The following is a 16,538-nucleotide window of genomic DNA, read 5'->3' as shown; positions in this document are numbered from 1 at the left end:
CGGACCCGGCCGACGGCCCACGTCGACCCAGGCGGCAGGTCATACCCGGCGGACCGGGGGCCTTGTAGGGTACGAGCCATGCCAGAGATCCTCGACCAGGCCCGCACCCAGGTCCTGGGTGACGGCGTCGGCCTCGACCAGGCCGGCGTCCTCGCCGTGCTGAACCTGCCCGACGAGCACCTGCCCGCCGCCCTGCAACTCGCGCACGAGGTACGGATGCGGTGGTGCGGCCCCGAGGTCGAGGTCGAGGGCATCGTCTCGCTGAAGACCGGCGGCTGCCCCGAGGACTGTCACTTCTGCTCCCAGTCGGGCCTGTTCACCTCCCCGGTGCGCTCGGTCTGGCTGGACATCCCGTCGCTGGTCGAGGCCGCGAAGCAGACCGCGAAGACCGGGGCCACGGAGTTCTGCATCGTGGCCGCCGTGCGCGGCCCGGACGCGCGGCTCATGAAGCAGATGCGCGAGGGCGTCGCCGCCATCAAGGCCGAGGTCGACATCCAGGTCGCCGCGTCGCTGGGCATGCTCAGCCAGGAGCAGGTCGACGACCTCGTCGACATGGGCGTGCACCGCTACAACCACAACCTGGAGACCTGCCGGTCGTACTTCCCGAACGTGGTCACCACCCACTCCTGGGAGGAGCGCTGGGAGACGCTGCGGATGGTCCGCGACTCCGGCATGGAGGTGTGCTGCGGCGGCATCCTCGGCCTCGGCGAGACCGTCGAGCAGCGGGCCGAGTTCGCCGCGCAGCTCGCCGAGCTCGACCCGCACGAGGTGCCGCTGAACTTCCTCAACCCGCGCCCCGGCACCCCGCTCGGCGACCGCCCGGTCGTCGAGGGCAAGGACGCGCTGCGGGCCATCGCCGCGTTCCGGCTGGCCATGCCGCGCACCATCCTGCGGTACGCGGGCGGCCGGGAGATCACCCTCGGCGACCTGGGCACCCGCGACGGTCTGCTCGGCGGCATCAACGCGGTGATCGTCGGCAACTACCTGACCACGCTGGGCCGGCCGGCGACCGCCGACCTCGACCTGCTCGACGAGCTGAAGATGCCGGTCAAGGCCCTTTCCGCGACCCTCTGAGCTGACCGGTGGAGGCGACGTGACCGAGCTGGTGGCAGCGCAACGCTGGTGTGACCGCTGCGGCGAGGACGCGTCGGCCGCCGGGCACGAGTCGTGCGCGGCGGCCCGGACGCTGGAGCCGCCGCGCTACTGCCCGGCGTGTCGACGCCGGATGAAGGTGCAGGTGCTGCCGGTCGGCTGGTCGGCCGTCTGCGTCGAGCACGGCGAGAGCAGGGGCTGAGCCGGTGCTGCACGGGCGTGCGGTGACCCTGCGACCGGCGACAGTCGCGGACGTGCCGGCCCTCGCGGCCATCCGGGCGCACCCGGAGGTACGCCGCTGGTGGCGCGGCGGCGACGACCTGGCCGCGTCCGTCCGGGCCGACCTGGACGACGGCGATCTCAACCTGTACGCCATCGAGCACGACGGCCGGGTGATCGGCGCGATCCAGTGGTACGCCGAGTCCGACCCGGACTACCGCCACGCCAGCTTGGACGTCTTCCTCGATCCCGGGTCACGCGGCGAAGGCCTCGGCGGGGACGCCATCCGCACCCTGGCCCGGCACCTGATCGACGAGTACGGCCACCACCGCTTCACCATCGACCCGGCGGCGGCGAACAGCGCCGCCATCCGGGCGTACGCGAAGGTGGGCTTCCGACCGGTGGGCATCATGCGCCGCTACGAACGCGGCGAGGACGGCCGCTGGCACGACGCCCTGCTCATGGACCTGCTCGCCGACGACCTGACGGACTGAACCGGACGCGTGTGCCCGGCACCCCACGGGTGCCGGGCACACGTTCCGCGGACTGTGTGACGCCTAGCGCTGAAGGGTCAGTACACCCGGCCGCCACGGCAGCAGGTTGTAGTCGCCGCTCGCACCGGGGTCCTTGCCCTGGTACAGCAACTGGAGGTTGCAGGCGTCGATGGTCTTGGTCTGGTCGGGGTTGGTGCGGACCAGGTCACCGTGGCTGATGTCGTTGGTCCACGTCGCGCCGCTGTTGGCCTTGCCGGCGAACGGGTTGCTCTCGCTGGCGGCCTGCGGGGTCCACGAGCCGCCCAGGCTGGTGGACGTGAACGACCGGAAGTAGCGTTGCCCCTGGCTTCCGATCGCCTCGACGATCATCAGGTACTGGTTCTGGCCCGCCACCTTGTAGACCTCGACGCCCTCGAACAGGTTGTTCGTCGAGTCGGTCATGATCGTCGTGTAGCTCGAGCCGAAGCTGCCCGGGAAGTTCCCCAGCGGCATGCTCGACCGGTAGATCTTGCCGTTGTCCCCGGCGAAGAACAGGTACATGTTCTGGTCGTCGCCGATGAGGGTCTGGTCGATCACCCCGTACGGGGCGTCCGAGAGGGTGGCCGTGGAGAGCGTCTGCGCCGAGGACCAGCCGTTGGCGTTGGTCGGGTCGCTCGACGTCTTGTAGCTGAACGAGGTGGGTCCCCACTGGTACGCCAGCACCCAGATGTTCTTCGGGGCGAAGTACAGCAGCGTGGGTGCCACCGTGCCCTGGCTCATGCCGTTCTGGCTGGCCGAGGCCATGTCGGACCAGTTGGTGAACGGGCCGAAGTTCATCGAGCTGTACTGGCCGCTGCTGTTCACGTACGACCCGTAGACCAGGTGCTGGCCGTTGTGGACCACGTTGGTGAAGTCCTTGAGCGAGACCCAGCCGTTCTTCGGGCTCGTCAGCGCGCCGGTCGACGACCACCGGTAGGTCGACGGGAGCGCGCAGCCACTGTTCGGCGGCGGCGTGGTGGTCGGCGGGGTCGACGTCGGCGGCGCCGTGGTGGGCGGCGTGCTGCCGAAGTCGGTCCGCCACTGCTGGTTGGTCTGCCCGTGGCAGTCGTACAGCTGGACCTGCTGGCCGTTACCGGTGCCCCAGACGTCCAGGCACCGGCCGGACTGTACGCCGGTGATGGTGCCGTTGGAGTTGATGTTCCACTGCTGGTTGGTCCCGCTGTTGCAGTCCCAGATGATGATTCCGGTGCCGTTGGCGGTGGCCGCGCCGTTCGCGTCGAGACACTTGCTGCCGTAGACCCGCAACTGCTTGGTGCTGGTGTACGTCCACTGCTGGTTCGACTGACTGTGGCAGTCGTAGAGCTGGACCCGGGTGCCGTTGGTCTGCGAGGCGTTGGGCACGTCGATGCACCGGCCCGACTGCACGCCGACGATCCGGCCGGTGCCACCACTCGGCGGCGGGGTCGTGGTCGGACTCACCGTCGGGCTCACGGTCGGGCTCACCGTCGGTCCCGAGGTCGGCGGGGCCGCGTTGAGCGCGTTGAGGACGGAGGTGTAGGCGGCCTTCTTGTTGCCGTTGCCGTCGAAGAGCAGCGGGCTCTCGTTCGAGCGCCAGGAATCGCTGTCGCGTACGCCCCAGACGGTGATGCCGATGCAGCGCGGCACGTTCAGACACGCCTGGGTCAGCCCGGCGTACTGGGTGGTGGAGGAGTTCGTGACGTCGACCTCGGTCAGCGCCACGTCCACGCCGAGCGCGGCGAAGCTGGACAGCGTGGTCTGGAAGTTGCTCGGCAGCGAGCTGCCACCGGTGAAGTGGGTCTGGAGGCCGACGCAGTCGATCGGCACGCCGCGGGACTTGAAGTCCTGGATCATGCGGTAGACGCCCTGCGTCTTGCCGTACGACCAGTTCTCGATGTTGTAGTCGTTGTAGCAGAGCTTGGTCGACGGGTCGGCCGCCCGCGCGGTGCGGAACGCCACCTCGATCCAGTCGTTGCCGGTGCCCTGGAGGTTGGAGCTGCGGCGGCTGCCGTCCTCGTTGAACGCCTCGTTGACCACGTCCCAGGCGGCGAGCTTGCCCCGGTAGTGGCCCATCACGCCGTTGATGTGGTCGATCATCGCCTGCCGCAGGGTGCTGCCGCTCAGGCTCTGCATCCACCCCGGCTGCTGCGCGTGCCAGGCCAGGGTGTGCCCACGGACCTTCAGGCCGCGCTGGGTCGCCCAGTTGTAGATCTGGTCACCGGAGTTGAAGTTGAACTGGCCGCGCTGGGGCTGCGTCGCGTCCGGCTTCATCTCGTTCTCGGCCGTGATCATGTTGAACTCTTGGGCCGCGATCGTGCTGTACTGCGAGTTGCTGAGCCGGCCCGCCGCGATGGCGGTGCCGAAGTACCGGCCCGACTGCGCGGCGGCCGCGCCGAGCGTGCTCGCGGCGGCGTTCGCCGAGGGCATCATGACCGCGACGGCGGCCACGGTCACGACACTGAACGCGCCGGCGAGCAGCGCTCGGAAGACGGGCGATCGCCGTCGCCGGCTCCCGCCGGGTTGAACGGATGGGCTCATTGCCATCGTGGCCTCCTTACTGGCCAAGACCCGGAGCGCCGAGGGGGGACGACCGGACGTCTCAGTTGGGGGGATATTTATCTCAATCGATGTTCATACCACGCGGCCGGCATGGGTCACGGAGGTTTCGGAAAAGTTTCGGAAATGTGTGGGGGTGCCGCCGCATGGCGTGGTCGGTGACGCCGACATCGGCACCGACCACGCCACGCCTCGTCGACCAGTCAGGAGACGGTGCAGGCGGTGCCGTTCAGGGTGAAGGCGGTCGGCTTCGGGTTGCTGCCGCTGTGCGTGCCGTTGAAGCCGAAGCTCACCGACGCGCCCGGTGCGACCGAGCCGTTGTAGGACAGGTTCGTCGCGGTGACCGCCGCGCCGGACTGGCTGACCGTCGCCGACCAGCCCTGGCTGATGGTCTGCCCGTTGGCGAAGCTGAACCGCAGCGTCCAGCCGCTGATCGCGGTGGTGCCGGTGTTGGTGATCGTCACCGTGGCGGTGAAGCCGGTGTTCCAGTCCGTCGTGGCGTACCCCACCGAGCAGGTGCCGCCGACCGGCGGCGCCGCGGTGGTCACCGCGACCGGCGCGGACGCCGCGGAGGTGTTGCCCGCCGCGTCGACGGCCACCACGTAGAACTGGTACGCCGTGGAGGCGGTCAGCCCGGTCACGGCGAGGGTCATGCCGGTCGGCGACCCGACGAGCGCGTCGGTCGCGCCGGCCTCGCGGTAGACCCGGTACCCGGTGACGCCCACGTTGTCGGTCGACGGTGTCCAGGCCAGGGTGAGGCCGGTGGCGGTGACCGCCGAGGCGACCGGAGTGCCGGGCGTGCTCGGCGCGGTCGTGTCGGTGGAGCCGGTCGGCGGCGTGGTCACCGTGAGCACCGGCGAGGCCGCCGAGGCGTTGCCCGCGCCGTCGCGGGCCACGACGCTGAACTCGTACGACGTCGCCGGTAGCAGCGTCGAGATGGTCAGCGTCGTGCCGGTGACCGGCCGGGTCAGCACGGTGTCGCTACCGACCTGGACCTCGCGGACGTCGTAGCCGGCCAGGCCACTACCACCGGTGTCGGTGGACGCCGCCCAGGTCAGGGTGACCGAGCGGGACGCCAGACTGGACGCCACCGGCTTGCCCGGGACGCTCGGCGCGGTGGTGTCCGGCACGACCGGCCCCGGCTCGTCACCCCAGACACGGGTGCTGCCGGCGTAGAGCGGGACCTTGCGGTTCGGCCCGGCGGTCGCCTGGTACGACGGGTCGTTGGTCGGGTCCCAGGTGCCGCCCTCCGGCACACCGATCTTGAACTGGACCTCCATCCGGTGCTGTGACTGCCCGGCCGGGGCGATGGTGTAGCCGGTGCAGTCCACCTCGACGTACCAGATGTCGCCGCTGAACTGCTTGGCCGCGGTCGGCGACGGGCAGCCCTGGGTGTAGCCGGAGGTGACCTGCACGGGGCCGCTGCCGTCGGGCCGGAAGTAGTACCGGAACTTTCCGTTGGTCAGCGCTCGGGCCGGGAACGCCGACTTGTTGTAGACGATCGCCTTGAGCCCGGTGGCCCGAGGCTCGGCCTGCATGACGGTGGTCTCCACGGTCAGCTCGTCGATGTCCGGCGTCTCGGCGACCGGGAAGTTCGCCAGCGGCGTGCCGCCGTACTCGGAGGTCAGCCGGACCAGCGCGGACGTGAAGCCGGCGTTGTAGTCGGTGGCCACCTCGTTCATCACGTAGTCGGACCGGCTGTCGCTGTACGCGTCGTTGGCCGAGGACGGGCCGCCGACCAGCGCGCCGTAGAGGGTGTGCCGGGTCTCGACGGGCACGGTCTGGCTGTCCCACCACGAGCCGTGGGCGGTGCGGTGGTGCGGGTTCTTCGGCGAGTTGGTCCCGAACCCGATCACGTAGCTGGAGTTGCGCGGGTTGTCGCCGAGCGCGTAGTTGATCTGCCGGACGGCGAAGTCGTGGTACCGCGCCTTGCGGGTGGTGTCGGTGGTCTTGTCGCTGTAGACCAGCGCGGCGAAGGAGGTGTTGGCCGCGTAACGCAGCGCGCCCCAGGAGTCGAGCACCGCCATCCCGCCGGGCGAGTAGGGAACCCGCTGCCCGTTCACCCCGACGGTCCAGTAGTCCAGCCAGCGGTTGGCGTCGTCGACGTACTTCTGCTTGCCGGTCAGGTTCGCCAGCAGGACGTACGCGCCGAACTGCTTGTTGTCCCAGGCGATCGTCCACTTGTAGGAGCGGGTCGTGGACTGCGGCTCGGTGCCGAGCTTGTCGTACTCACTCTCGGCCTTGGTCAGGTAGCTGGCGTCCCCGGTGGCCCGGTAGAGCCAGATCGCGGCCCACACCAGCTCGTCCTGGTAGCCGCTCCACGACTTGTAGAACGAGGCCGCGTCGGTGATGCACTCGCTGTAGGCCTTCCGCACGGTGTCGGCGAACGTGTAGAGCTGCCGGGCGTGCGTGAGCAGCTTGTCCGCGTAGGTCGCGTCGGTGGGCCGGAACACCATCGAGGAGGCGGCCATCGCGGCCGCCGTCTCCCCCGCCAGGTCCGCGCCGCCACAGCTCGCATCGATCTTGTACGCGGGCCGCGCCATCGGCAGCACCTCGGCCGGGCCCCACCACTTGTGGTCGTCGTCGCCCTTGCCGACCTGTCCGTAGAGGACGTTCGCCGACGGGTGCGCCTTGATGAAGTAGTCGTTGACGAAGCGCAGGTTGTTCAGCAGGTGCGGCAGCTGGCCGGAGGTGCTGTAGCCGCTGCGGTACTCCACCGCGCCCCAGGCGAGCATCGTGGCGCTGAACGCCATCGGGAAGCCGAACTTGACGTGGTCGCCGGCGTCGTACCAGCCGCCGGTGAGATCGACTCCCGTACCGGCGCCATCGGTGAGGGCGCTGTCGCCGCGCCAGGAGACGCGGTTCCAGTCGGGCAGTTGACCGGACTGCTGCGCCTCGTAGAACAGCAGCGACTTCTGCAACGCCTCCGCGTAGTTGAAGGAGGCCGCGGCGGACGCGGGCCCGGGCGTCGGCGCGGCGACTGCGAGGGCCGCGCCGGTGAGCAGGGCGACGCCGGCGGCCAGCAGCCGCCGGGGCCACGGTTGGTCGACGGGCGACCGGCCGGGATGGCCGGTGGACGGCCGGGTCAGGTGGCGCATGAAGGGCTCCTGTTGGCCAGGCGCCGCCGGCGGTCGCACCGACGCGGGACGGCGTGGGGGCGGCACGGCCACCGGCGACAGCGGGGGTGGCGGTGTGACCATGGGTCGTGGAAGCGCTCCCATGGATATCCGACAATGTAATGTGCACCTCGCCGATTGGGAAGCCCACGCCGCGCCGCAGCGCCATCGCGTTCGCCGACGTTACGGCGACACGCGCGTCACCACGCGGGAAAGTCGACCCGGCTGCCAGGTCGGTCCGAGACGTCGTCGCAGCTCAGCCCGATCTACCGATGCCGTCCGGCGGTCCCGCCCATGGGATCATGAGCGGCCCCCTCGACCGATTTCGGAGGAATCCTCATGCCACTGCGTCGGCGCCTGGAACGCTCGGCCGTCTGCACGGCCGCTGCCACGGCCGTTCTCGCTCTCGCCGCACCGGCCTGGGCATCGAGCGTCGCCCTCCTCAACGGCGCCCACGTCGGAGCGACGGCGGGGACGTTCCACCAGGAGTGCCAGGATCCGCGGTTCGGCGATCGACCCACCGATCAGGACGGCTGGCACTTCGTGCTGCCCACCAAGCGGGCCGGCGACTTCCAGACCCTCACCCTGACGTTCAAGGACACCGCCGGCAGCTCCGTGACGGTCACCGTGCCGAACCCGGCCGACGCCTACACCGACTTCCTGGTCGCCAACGGAGGCGGCGACAAGCAGGTTAAGCACGCCTACCTGTTCACGCCCGCCGGATGGACGTTGACCGGCGGCAGCGCCCAGGTCAGCGGCGAGGGCGAGCGGTTCAACCTCAGCCACACCTGCGCCGGCACCGGGGCCACCAGTTCGCCGACCCCGACCCCGACGACGACCACCGCCCCGCCGACCACCGCCTCGCCGACGCCGTCGGAGTCGGTCACGGTCACGCCGTCAGAGTCGACCTCGCCGACGGGCTCGACCTCGCCGTCGGAGTCGGTCACGCCCGGTGCATCGACCTCGGCCCCGGCGAACGCGGGCGGCGGCGGTGACAGCGGCGGCAGCCTCCCGCTCACCGGCGTGGCCGTCACCGGCTTCGCGCTCACCGGCGTCGCTCTCATCGGCGGTGGCGCACTGCTGATGATGCGCCGCCGTCGCGACCGGATCACCTTCACTAGCTGACCGTCGAACGCCCACGATCGGTCCCGGACATCCCCCGGTGGCCGCTCGTGGGCGTTCCGGACGACACCGGAACCCCGAGCGGCACGGTCAGCGTGAGCAGACCGCCGTCCCGCTGCACCGAGCTGGGCCGGTCCAGCCGACGCAGCGTCCGCAGCATGGGCGCGTTGTCCGCCCGTAGGTGCAGGACCAGCGCCGCGTACCCGGCCCGGTCGGCGTGCGACACCAGCCGGCGCAGCAGGGCCGAGCCCAGACCGCGACGCTGCCAGTCGTCGCGTACCAGAAGCGCCACCTCGGCCTCGTCGCCCTCGCCGAGCAGGTTGGCCATGGCGACCACCGTGCCGTCGGTGTCGGCGGTCGCGACCAGGGTGAGCCCCCGACTCGGCTCCAACAGTCGGCGCAGCCGGCCCGGCCGCGGCAGGGCCGCCCCGCTCAGGTAGCGCCGCTCCCGGCTGCGCGGGGAGCACGCCTCGTGCAACTCCACCACACCCGCCAGATCGTCCGCGCACGCCGGCCGCACTGCCACCTCGACACCGTCGGGCAGCACCAGGGTGACCTGCTCGGCGGCCCGACGGGTCACGGTGGCGGCCAACTCGACCAGGGCCTGCGCCCGGGCGTACTCCGCCGGGGTGAAGGCGGGCGCGGCCCGGCGCAGCGCGAACGCGCCGCCCGCCGGGTCGGCCAACACCATGCTCGTGCCGGTGCTGCCCCGGTCCGCACCGGTCGCCGCCGGACGCCAGCTCACCGAGTCGGCGCCGAGCAGCGTACGCAACGCCTCACCCGTCGCGTCCGGGTCGCGCACCAGTCGGTTGGCCAGCCCGAGCACCCGCGTCGGTTGGTCGATGAGGCCGCGCGCCTCGCTGCGCGCCACCCAGCAGTCCCGTCCGCGCCCCCGCTCGACAGCGGCGATCAGCTCGGCCTCGTCGAGCGTGTCCGGCGCGTCGACGAGGAAGTCGTCCACCGCGCCCTGCTCGGTGGGCTGCACCTGCACCGTGAGGATGTTGACCCCGCGCAGCGCGAGGCTCGCCGTGAGGACCGACAGATAGCCGGGCCGGTCGTCCACTGTCGCTCGGATCCGCCACAACGTCATGGTTGGCTCCCTTCCCCACCCTGAGCTTCGTCCGCGGCTGTTGCCGCCCGGTTGCTCGCCGGTGTCGACCCGGGAACTCCTCGCGTTGGTCAGGGACCGGCGATCACCGGGGGCGCGCCGACCAGGTCGAGCCGGTCACCCAGGATGACCGCGCTGGCCCGGACGAGCTGGGTGAGCCGGTCGACCTCCGTGCTGTGGAAACCCGCGGCGCAGAGGGTCTCGTTGTGCTCCCGGGCCACCACCAGCACCAGACCGGCCCGACCGAACGGGGCGATCGCGTAGTGGGTGCCGTCGGGCGCGGTCATCGACCGGCCGCGCAGCGGGGTCACCTCCGGCAACCGCGGCGGTACGGGAGCGCGCCAGCTCGCGTGACCGACGGTGGCCCCGCCACCCCCCGTACGCGACGCCCAGTCCACCGGGACCACGGCCGCGACCGCCCAGTCTGCCGCCAGCAGCCCCGGTACGGCGTCCACCAGGGTCGCCAGACCGTCAGCCGGGTTCGCCGCGACCTGGGCCAGCAGCTCCGCGTCCTGGCCGGTGGTGGTGGGCGCGCCGATCGCCCGCCACACACCGTCCACCCGTACGCCCGGGATCGCCGCGAGACCGGCCAGCAGACGCTCGACCCGCGCCGCGCCGGGCCACACCACCGTGAAGTCGTCCACCGCGCGTCCGCCGAGACGCTCCAGGACCACGACCTGCACGATGTCCGCGCCGGAGACACCCAGCGTGCGGGCGACCTGGCCGAGGGTGCCCGGACGGTCCGGCAGGGTGACCCGAACTCGCAGCAACATGTCTGTCCCTCCGCTGGGCGGGCCGGCGACGGCCGGCAGGCTGACAACAGCCTCGTTGTTGACCATTTCGTCCCTGTTGCAGAGGCATGTCCCGAGGGGAAAATCTGACCTTGACAACGTGAGCGGCCTGCCATCAACTAGTCGGATGACCGATCCGGCCGTCAGCGCGCTCCGGCCGGGCGCTGTTCCGGCCACCCCCGCCGGCATCGACCTCGAGCGGCTCACCGCCTACCTGGCGACGCACCGACCCGACCTGGCCGTGGGGCCGGTGCGGGCCCGGTTGATCGCGGGCGGCAAGTCCAACCTCACCTACCTGCTGCGCCTCGGCGAGCGGGAGGTGGTGCTGCGCCGCCCACCGCTGGGGCACGTGCTGGCCACCGCGCACGACATGGCCCGCGAGTTCCGGGTCATCTCGGCGCTGGCGCCCACCGACGTGCCGGTACCCGGCGCGCTGCTGCTCTGCACCGACACCGAGGTTCTCGGCGCGCCGTTCTACCTGATGGAACGCATGCCCGGCGAGGTGTTCCGCACCCGCGCCCAGACCGACCCGCTGGGCGACGGGCCACGCCGCGCCCTCGCCATGGCGATGATGGACACCCTCGCCGCGTTGCACACCGTCGAGCCGGCCGCCGTCGGCCTCGCCGACTTCGGTCGCCCCGAGGGCTACCTGGCCCGGCAGGTCCGCCGCTGGGCCGGGCAGCTCGACCGCTCGCGCAGCCGCGACCTGCCCGGCATCGACGAGCTGCGCGACCGGCTCGCCGCGACCGCACCCGAGGGCGCGAACGCCGGCCGCATCGTGCACGGCGACTACCGGCTCGACAACCTCCTCGCCTCGGCCGACCCGGTGGCCGTACACGCCGTCCTCGACTGGGAGATGGCCACCCTCGGCGACCCCCTCGCCGACCTGGGGCTGCTGCTGACGTACTGGGACGTGCTGGGCGACAGCGACACCGCCGCCGGCAACCCCGTCGCCGACGGCCTCGGCCCACGCGCCGGCTTCCCCACCGGCGCGGAGCTGATCGACAGGTACGACGGGCGCAGCGACGTCGACGTCGGGCCGCTGCACTGGCACGTGGCGCTGGGCTGCTTCAAGCTCGCGGTCATCTGCGAGGGCATCCACTACCGCCACACGCTCGGGCAGACGCTCGGCGAGGGCTTCGACCGGATCGGCGAGATGGTGGCACCGCTGGTCGCGCACGGGCTGACCGCCGCCAGGGAGCGGTGATGGACTTCGCGTACGACGCCCGGACCGAGGAGCTGCGCGGCGAGCTGACCCGGTTCCTGACCGAGCACGTCTACCCGGCCGAGCCGGTGCACGCCGAGCAGGCGGCCACCGGCGAGGAGTGGTCGCGTACCCCGGTGCTGGCCGAGCTGAAGGCCGAGGCCCGCAAGCGCGGCCTGTGGAACCTCTTTTTGCCCGACCCGCGCTACGGCGCCGGCCTGACCAACCTCCAGTACGCGCCGCTCGCCGAGCTGACCGGGCGCAGCCCGCACCTCGCGCCCGAGGCGGTCAACTGCGCCGCGCCGGACACCGGCAACATGGAGCTGCTGGCCGAGTTCGGCTCGGACGCCCAGCGCGAGCGGTGGCTGATGCCGCTGCTGGAGGGCGAGATCCGCTCGGCGTTCTGCATGACCGAGCCGGAGGTCGCCTCCTCCGACGCGACGAACATCGCCACCCGGATCACCCGCGACGGCGACGAGTACGTGATCAACGGCCGCAAGTGGTGGTCGTCCGGCGCGATGGACCCGCGCTGCGAGATCTTCATCGTGATGGGCAAGACCGACCCGGACGCCGACCGGCACCGCCAGCAGAGCATGGTGCTCGTCCCCCGGGACACCCCGGGCGTGACCGTCCGCCGGGGCATGCACGTCTTCGGCTACACCGACGGTACGCACGGCGGGCACGCCGAGATCGACTTCACCGACGTACGGGTGCCGGCCACCAACCTGATCGGCGCCGAGGGCACCGGCTTCGCCATCGCCCAGGCACGACTCGGCCCGGGCCGCATCCACCACTGCATGCGATTGATCGGAATGGCCGAACGGGCACTGGAGCTGCTCTGCCGCCGGGCCAACGAGCGGATCGCGTTCGGCCGTCCCCTGGCCGAGCAGGGCGTCGTGCGGGAGTGGATCGCCGAGTCGCGGGTCCGCATCGAACAGGCCCGCCTGCTGGTGCTCAAGACGGCCTGGCTGATGGACACCGTCGGCAACAAGGGCGCGCACACCGAGATCCAGGCCATCAAGATCGCCACACCGGCGATGGCGGAGTGGGTGATCGACAAGGCCATCCAGGGGTACGGCGGCGCGGGCGTCAGCCAGGACACCCCCCTGGCCGCCCTCTGGGCACAGACCCGCACCCTGCGCCTGGCCGACGGCCCCGACGAGGTCCACCGCAACTCCCTGGCCAAACGCGAACTCCGCCGCTAGCTCCCCTAACCACACCCCGCCCCGCCCTTCCCCACCCTCACCCCACCCCCACAGCACGTCGATCTTGCACTTTCTGTCGACGGTTCGCGTGGATTGCCCCAAATGCCGCCACAGAAAGTGCAAGATCGGCGGGAGAGGGGGCGGGGAGCGGGGCGCGGGGCGGGTTAGGCGCTGGCTCGGTGGACTAGTTGGGTGTCCAGGAGGATGTGCGGGGCGGGTAGGTCGTCGCCGCGGATGCGGGCGACCAGCAGTCGGGCCATCTGCCGGCCCATCTCCTCGACCGGCTGGAACACGCTCGTCAACGGTGGGTCCGCCTGCCGGGCGACCGGCGCGTCGTCGAAGCCGATCACGGCGACGTCCTCCGGGACACGCCGGCCGGCGTCGCGCAGGGTCCGCAACGCGCCGAACGCCATCAGGTCGGACGCGACGAAGACCGCGTCCAGGTCCGGGCAGGCGTCCAGCAGCCGGCGCATGGCGGTCGCCCCGCTGCTCTCGCTGAAGTCGCCGTACGCGATCAGGTCGGGGTTGACGCCGACACCGGTGGCCTTGACCGCCTCGGTGTAGCCGGCCAGTCGGGCCAGGCCGGCGCCCATGTCCTGGGGGCCGGCGATGGTGGCGACGCGCCGGCGCCCCTGGCTGGTCAGGTACTCCACCGCCTGCCGTGCGCCGCCAACGTTGTCCACGTCGACGAACCACGCCGGCTGGGCTCCGGGTTGCAGCATCCGGGCCGGTCGGCCACCGAGCACCGCGGGCAGGCCGCGCTCCTCCAGCAGGGTGGGCAGCGGATCGGAGTCGTGCAGCGACAGCAGCAGTACGCCGTCGACGTGCTGGTTGGTGAGGTGGTGCTCGACGCGCTCCCGCTCGACCGGCGACTGGGCCATCGCCAGCCAGAGCTGCATGGGCGTCTCCAGCAGACCGGAGCTGATCCCCCGTACGATCGCCGCGAAGAACGGCTCGGTGAAGACCCGCTCGCCGGATTCGGACACCACCAGGGCGACGGAGTCGGTCCGCTGGGTGACCAGCGCGCGGGCGGCGCGGTTCGGCACGTACCCCAGCTCGGCGATGGCCTGCTGGACCGCGGCCCGGGCCTCCGGGCTGACCTGGGGCGAGCCGTTGACCACGCGCGAGACCGTGCCCCGACCCACGCCGGCGCGCGCCGCGACCGCGTCGAGGGTCGGGCGCCCGAGCGAGCGGGTGCGCTGCGTTGTCATCGTCTGCTCCTCCGACGGCGGGCGGGCCCGGCGCCACCTGAGAGTGGATGCCGGGACCGCCCTGATGGCTGGCCCGAGCCTATTGTGCGGCCAGACCGTTGCGTCGGATCACCGAGGCGTACCACCTGGCGCTGGACTTGGGGATGCGAAGCTGGCTGTCGTAGTCGACGTGGATCATGCCGAAGCGCTTGGTGTAACCCCAGGCCCACTCGAAATTATCCATCAATGACCAGGCGAAGTATCCGCGCAGGGGCACGCCGGCGTTGATCGCCTCGTGGCAGGCCCGCAGGTGGGCATCGAAGTAGGCCAGCCGGTCGACGTCGTCGACCTGCCCGTCGACGACCGTGTCGACGAACGCGGAGCCGTTCTCGGTGACGTACAGCGGCAGGTCGGTGTACTCCTCGTGCACCCGGCGCAGCGTCTCCACCAGGCCCGGGGCGTCGATCTCCCAGTCCATGTCGGTGACCGGGACGCCCCGGGTGACGAAGCGGACGTCCTCGCTGCCCGGCCAGCAGGAGGGCGCCCGCCAGTACGGCTCGGGCTCGGCGCCCTCGACCGGCGCGGCGACCACGTGCCGGCTGTAGTAGTTGATCCCGACCAGGTCCAGTGGCGTGGAGATGGTCTCCAGGTCACCGTCGCGGACGTGGTCGAAGTCGGTGATCTCGCGCAGGTCGGCCACCAGGTCCTCCGGGTACGACCCGCGCAGCAGCGGGTCGAGGAAGAAGCGGTTGGCCAGCCCGTCGATCCGTCGGGCCGCGTCGACGTCGGCGGGAGCGTCGGTGGCCGCGTCGACCGGGTACAGGTTGACGGTCACGCCCACCTCGGCGGTGGGCCGGGCGGCCCGTAGGGCCTGCACGGCCAGGCCGTGCCCCAGCATCAGGTGGTGGCCGGCGCGCACCGCGTCCGCGCCGTTGGACCGGCCCGGCGCGTGTACGCCGGAGCCGTACCCGAGGAACGCCGAGCACCAGGGCTCGTTGAGCGTCGTCCAGTAGCGCACCCGGTCCCCGAGCGCGTCGGCGACGAGCGTCGTGTAGTCGGCGAACCGGGCCGCGGTGTCCCGCGACGGCCAGCCGCCGGCGTCCTCCAGCTCCTGGGGAAGGTCCCAGTGGTAGAGGGTGAGCCACGGCTCGATGTCGTGGGCCAGCAGCTCGTCCACGAGCCGCCGGTAGAAGTCCAGGCCCTTCGGGTTGGCCGCGCCCGTGCCGCCGGGCTGCACCCGGGGCCAGGAGACCGAGAAACGGTACGACTTCAGACCCAGCTCGGCCATCAACGCGACGTCGTCACCGAGCCGGTGGTAGTGGTCGCAGGCCACGTCGCCGGTGTGCCCGTTGACCACCCGGCCCTCGGTGTGGCTGAAGGTGTCCCAGATCGACGGGGTGCGGCCGTCCTCGGCCGCCGCCCCCTCGATCTGGTATGCCGCGGTCGCGGCTCCCCACAGGAAGCCGGGTGGAAAGGTCAGCCCGGAACGCTCGTCGAGGAGTTCGACGGCGGATGGGCTGGCGGGGTTGCTCACGACTTGACGGCACCTTCCATGATCCCGCCAATGATCTGGCGGCCGAACAGAACGAAGACGATGAACAGCGGAAGGGTCGCGATGAGCGTACCCGCGAAAATCTGAGAATTGTCCGCGAAGTACGCGGTGTTCAAACTGCGCAGCGAGATCTGCACGGTCGGGTTGGCCGGGTCGGCGAGCACCACGAAGGGCCAGAAGAACTGGTTCCACTGCTCCATGAAGGTGAGCAGCCCGAGCACGGCCGCCGCGGGCCGAAGCGCCGGCACCACCACGTGCCAGTAGACACGCCAGGTGGAGCAGCCGTCGACGCGGGCCGCCTCGATCAGCTCGTTGGGCACGGCCTGCTCGGCGTACTGGCGCATCATGAAGATACCGAAGCCGCCGATCAGGAACGGCACCGTCACCGACGGCATCGTGTTCAGCCATTCCAGCTTCGCCATGAGGATGTACAGCGGGAGCACACCGAGCTGGATGGGAATCATCATCGAGGCCAGGATGATGAGCAGCAGCGCGTTCTTGCCACGGAAGCGCAGTTTCGCGAACGCGAATCCGGCGAGCGAGCCGAAGAACACGGTCGCCACCGTGATCGTGCCCGACACCAGGAACGAGTTCATCAGGCCCTTGACGATGTTGGCGTCGCCGTTGTCGAGCACCCGCTGGATGTTCTCGCCCAGCTTGCCGCCGGGCAGGAACGGCGGCGGCCAGGAGTTCGCGGCGTCACTGGTCCGCGAGGCGATGACGATCATCCAGTAGAACGGGAAGAGCGACAGGATGACGCCGAGGACGAGCCCGAACCAGGTGAGCGGGCTGGCCGTCCAGAGCTTCTCCGCGCTGTGGCGGATGCCGTTGCGTTCGGCCGGTGGCCGGACCGACGGCGGTCGCAGAGTGGTACTGGTCATGGGTGGGCCAC

General features: G+C 71.1%; 13 protein-coding genes. 6 read left to right on the top strand and 7 right to left on the bottom strand.

Annotated features, from left to right (window positions below; translation table 11 throughout):
• The first annotated feature begins 78 nt into the window (after positions 1–78).
• Genes bioB through ACQPZK_RS08375 form a run of 3 tightly spaced genes read left to right on the top strand, consistent with a single transcriptional unit; the run spans position 79 to position 1,805 of the window.
• The gene (bioB, locus tag ACQPZK_RS08385; RefSeq protein ID WP_355051766.1) at positions 79–1,074 is read left to right on the top strand and encodes a biotin synthase BioB; all 996 of its coding nucleotides are present in this window, start codon (positions 79–81) and stop codon (positions 1,072–1,074) included.
• Between the two features lies 1 nt (position 1,075).
• A complete protein-coding gene (locus tag ACQPZK_RS08380; protein ID WP_433539147.1) occupies positions 1,076–1,294 on the top strand; it encodes a hypothetical protein in 219 nt (72 codons plus the stop codon).
• Positions 1,295–1,298: 4 nt separating this feature from the next.
• Positions 1,299–1,805 carry a GNAT family N-acetyltransferase gene (locus tag ACQPZK_RS08375; protein WP_433537731.1) on the top strand — a complete coding sequence of 169 codons (507 nt, stop codon included), beginning with the start codon at positions 1,299–1,301 and terminating at the stop codon, positions 1,803–1,805.
• A gap of 63 nt (positions 1,806–1,868) precedes the next feature.
• Here ACQPZK_RS08375 and ACQPZK_RS08370 read toward each other — a convergent pair whose 3' ends face one another.
• On the bottom strand, positions 1,869–4,346 hold the full coding sequence (locus tag ACQPZK_RS08370; protein ID WP_433537730.1) for a non-reducing end alpha-L-arabinofuranosidase family hydrolase: 2,478 nt from the start codon (positions 4,344–4,346) through the stop codon (positions 1,869–1,871).
• Positions 4,347–4,561: 215 nt separating this feature from the next.
• Positions 4,562–7,456 (bottom strand): glycoside hydrolase family 9 protein, encoded by a 2,895-nt coding sequence (locus ACQPZK_RS08365; RefSeq protein ID WP_433537729.1) that lies wholly within the window; start codon positions 7,454–7,456, stop codon positions 4,562–4,564.
• Positions 7,457–7,813: 357 nt separating this feature from the next.
• Here ACQPZK_RS08365 and ACQPZK_RS08360 point away from each other — a divergent pair, with 357 nt between their 5' ends.
• Positions 7,814–8,599 (top strand): LPXTG cell wall anchor domain-containing protein, encoded by a 786-nt coding sequence (locus tag ACQPZK_RS08360; protein ID WP_433537728.1) that lies wholly within the window; start codon positions 7,814–7,816, stop codon positions 8,597–8,599.
• Here the strand turns inward: ACQPZK_RS08360 and ACQPZK_RS08355 are convergent.
• The gene (locus tag ACQPZK_RS08355; RefSeq protein ID WP_433537727.1) at positions 8,592–9,686 is read right to left on the bottom strand and encodes a GNAT family N-acetyltransferase; all 1,095 of its coding nucleotides are present in this window, start codon (positions 9,684–9,686) and stop codon (positions 8,592–8,594) included. The two genes, ACQPZK_RS08360 and ACQPZK_RS08355, sit on opposite strands and share 8 nt — an antisense overlap.
• 89 nt (positions 9,687–9,775) lie before the next feature.
• Positions 9,776–10,477, bottom strand: a complete 702-nt coding sequence (locus ACQPZK_RS08350) for an amino acid-binding protein (protein WP_433537726.1) — start codon at positions 10,475–10,477, stop codon at positions 9,776–9,778.
• 145 nt (positions 10,478–10,622) lie between these two features.
• Here ACQPZK_RS08350 and ACQPZK_RS08345 point away from each other — a divergent pair, with 145 nt between their 5' ends.
• Both ACQPZK_RS08345 and ACQPZK_RS08340 read left to right on the top strand, forming a co-directional pair.
• Positions 10,623–11,702, top strand: coding sequence for a phosphotransferase family protein (locus ACQPZK_RS08345; RefSeq protein WP_433537725.1), 1,080 nt, complete (start codon positions 10,623–10,625; stop codon positions 11,700–11,702).
• On the top strand, positions 11,702–12,904 hold the full coding sequence (locus ACQPZK_RS08340; protein WP_433537724.1) for an acyl-CoA dehydrogenase family protein: 1,203 nt from the start codon (positions 11,702–11,704) through the stop codon (positions 12,902–12,904). The genes ACQPZK_RS08345 and ACQPZK_RS08340 overlap by 1 nt, the downstream gene beginning before the upstream one ends.
• Positions 12,905–13,068: 164 nt before the next feature.
• Here the strand turns inward: ACQPZK_RS08340 and ACQPZK_RS08335 are convergent, their stop codons facing one another.
• The 3 genes from ACQPZK_RS08335 to ACQPZK_RS08325 all read right to left on the bottom strand — a co-directional run bounded on the left by ACQPZK_RS08335 (position 13,069) and on the right by ACQPZK_RS08325 (position 16,470).
• Positions 13,069–14,115, bottom strand: coding sequence for a LacI family DNA-binding transcriptional regulator (locus ACQPZK_RS08335; RefSeq protein ID WP_355051755.1), 1,047 nt, complete (start codon positions 14,113–14,115; stop codon positions 13,069–13,071).
• A 79-nt stretch (positions 14,116–14,194) separates the two neighbouring features.
• A complete protein-coding gene (locus ACQPZK_RS08330; RefSeq protein ID WP_433537723.1) occupies positions 14,195–15,628 on the bottom strand; it encodes a GH1 family beta-glucosidase in 1,434 nt (477 codons plus the stop codon).
• Complete coding sequence (locus ACQPZK_RS08325; RefSeq protein WP_355051884.1) at positions 15,625–16,470, bottom strand: carbohydrate ABC transporter permease; 846 nt, start codon at positions 16,468–16,470, stop codon at positions 15,625–15,627. The genes ACQPZK_RS08330 and ACQPZK_RS08325 overlap by 4 nt, the downstream gene beginning before the upstream one ends.
• Between the last annotated feature and the right edge of the window lie 68 nt (positions 16,471–16,538).

This window comes from Micromonospora sp. CA-249363, from assembly GCF_050950185.1.
Classification (GTDB): Bacteria; Actinomycetota; Actinomycetes; order Mycobacteriales; family Micromonosporaceae; genus Micromonospora.
The sequence above is the reverse complement of the archived record's forward strand: the minus strand, read 5'-3'. Positions and strand labels throughout refer to the sequence as shown.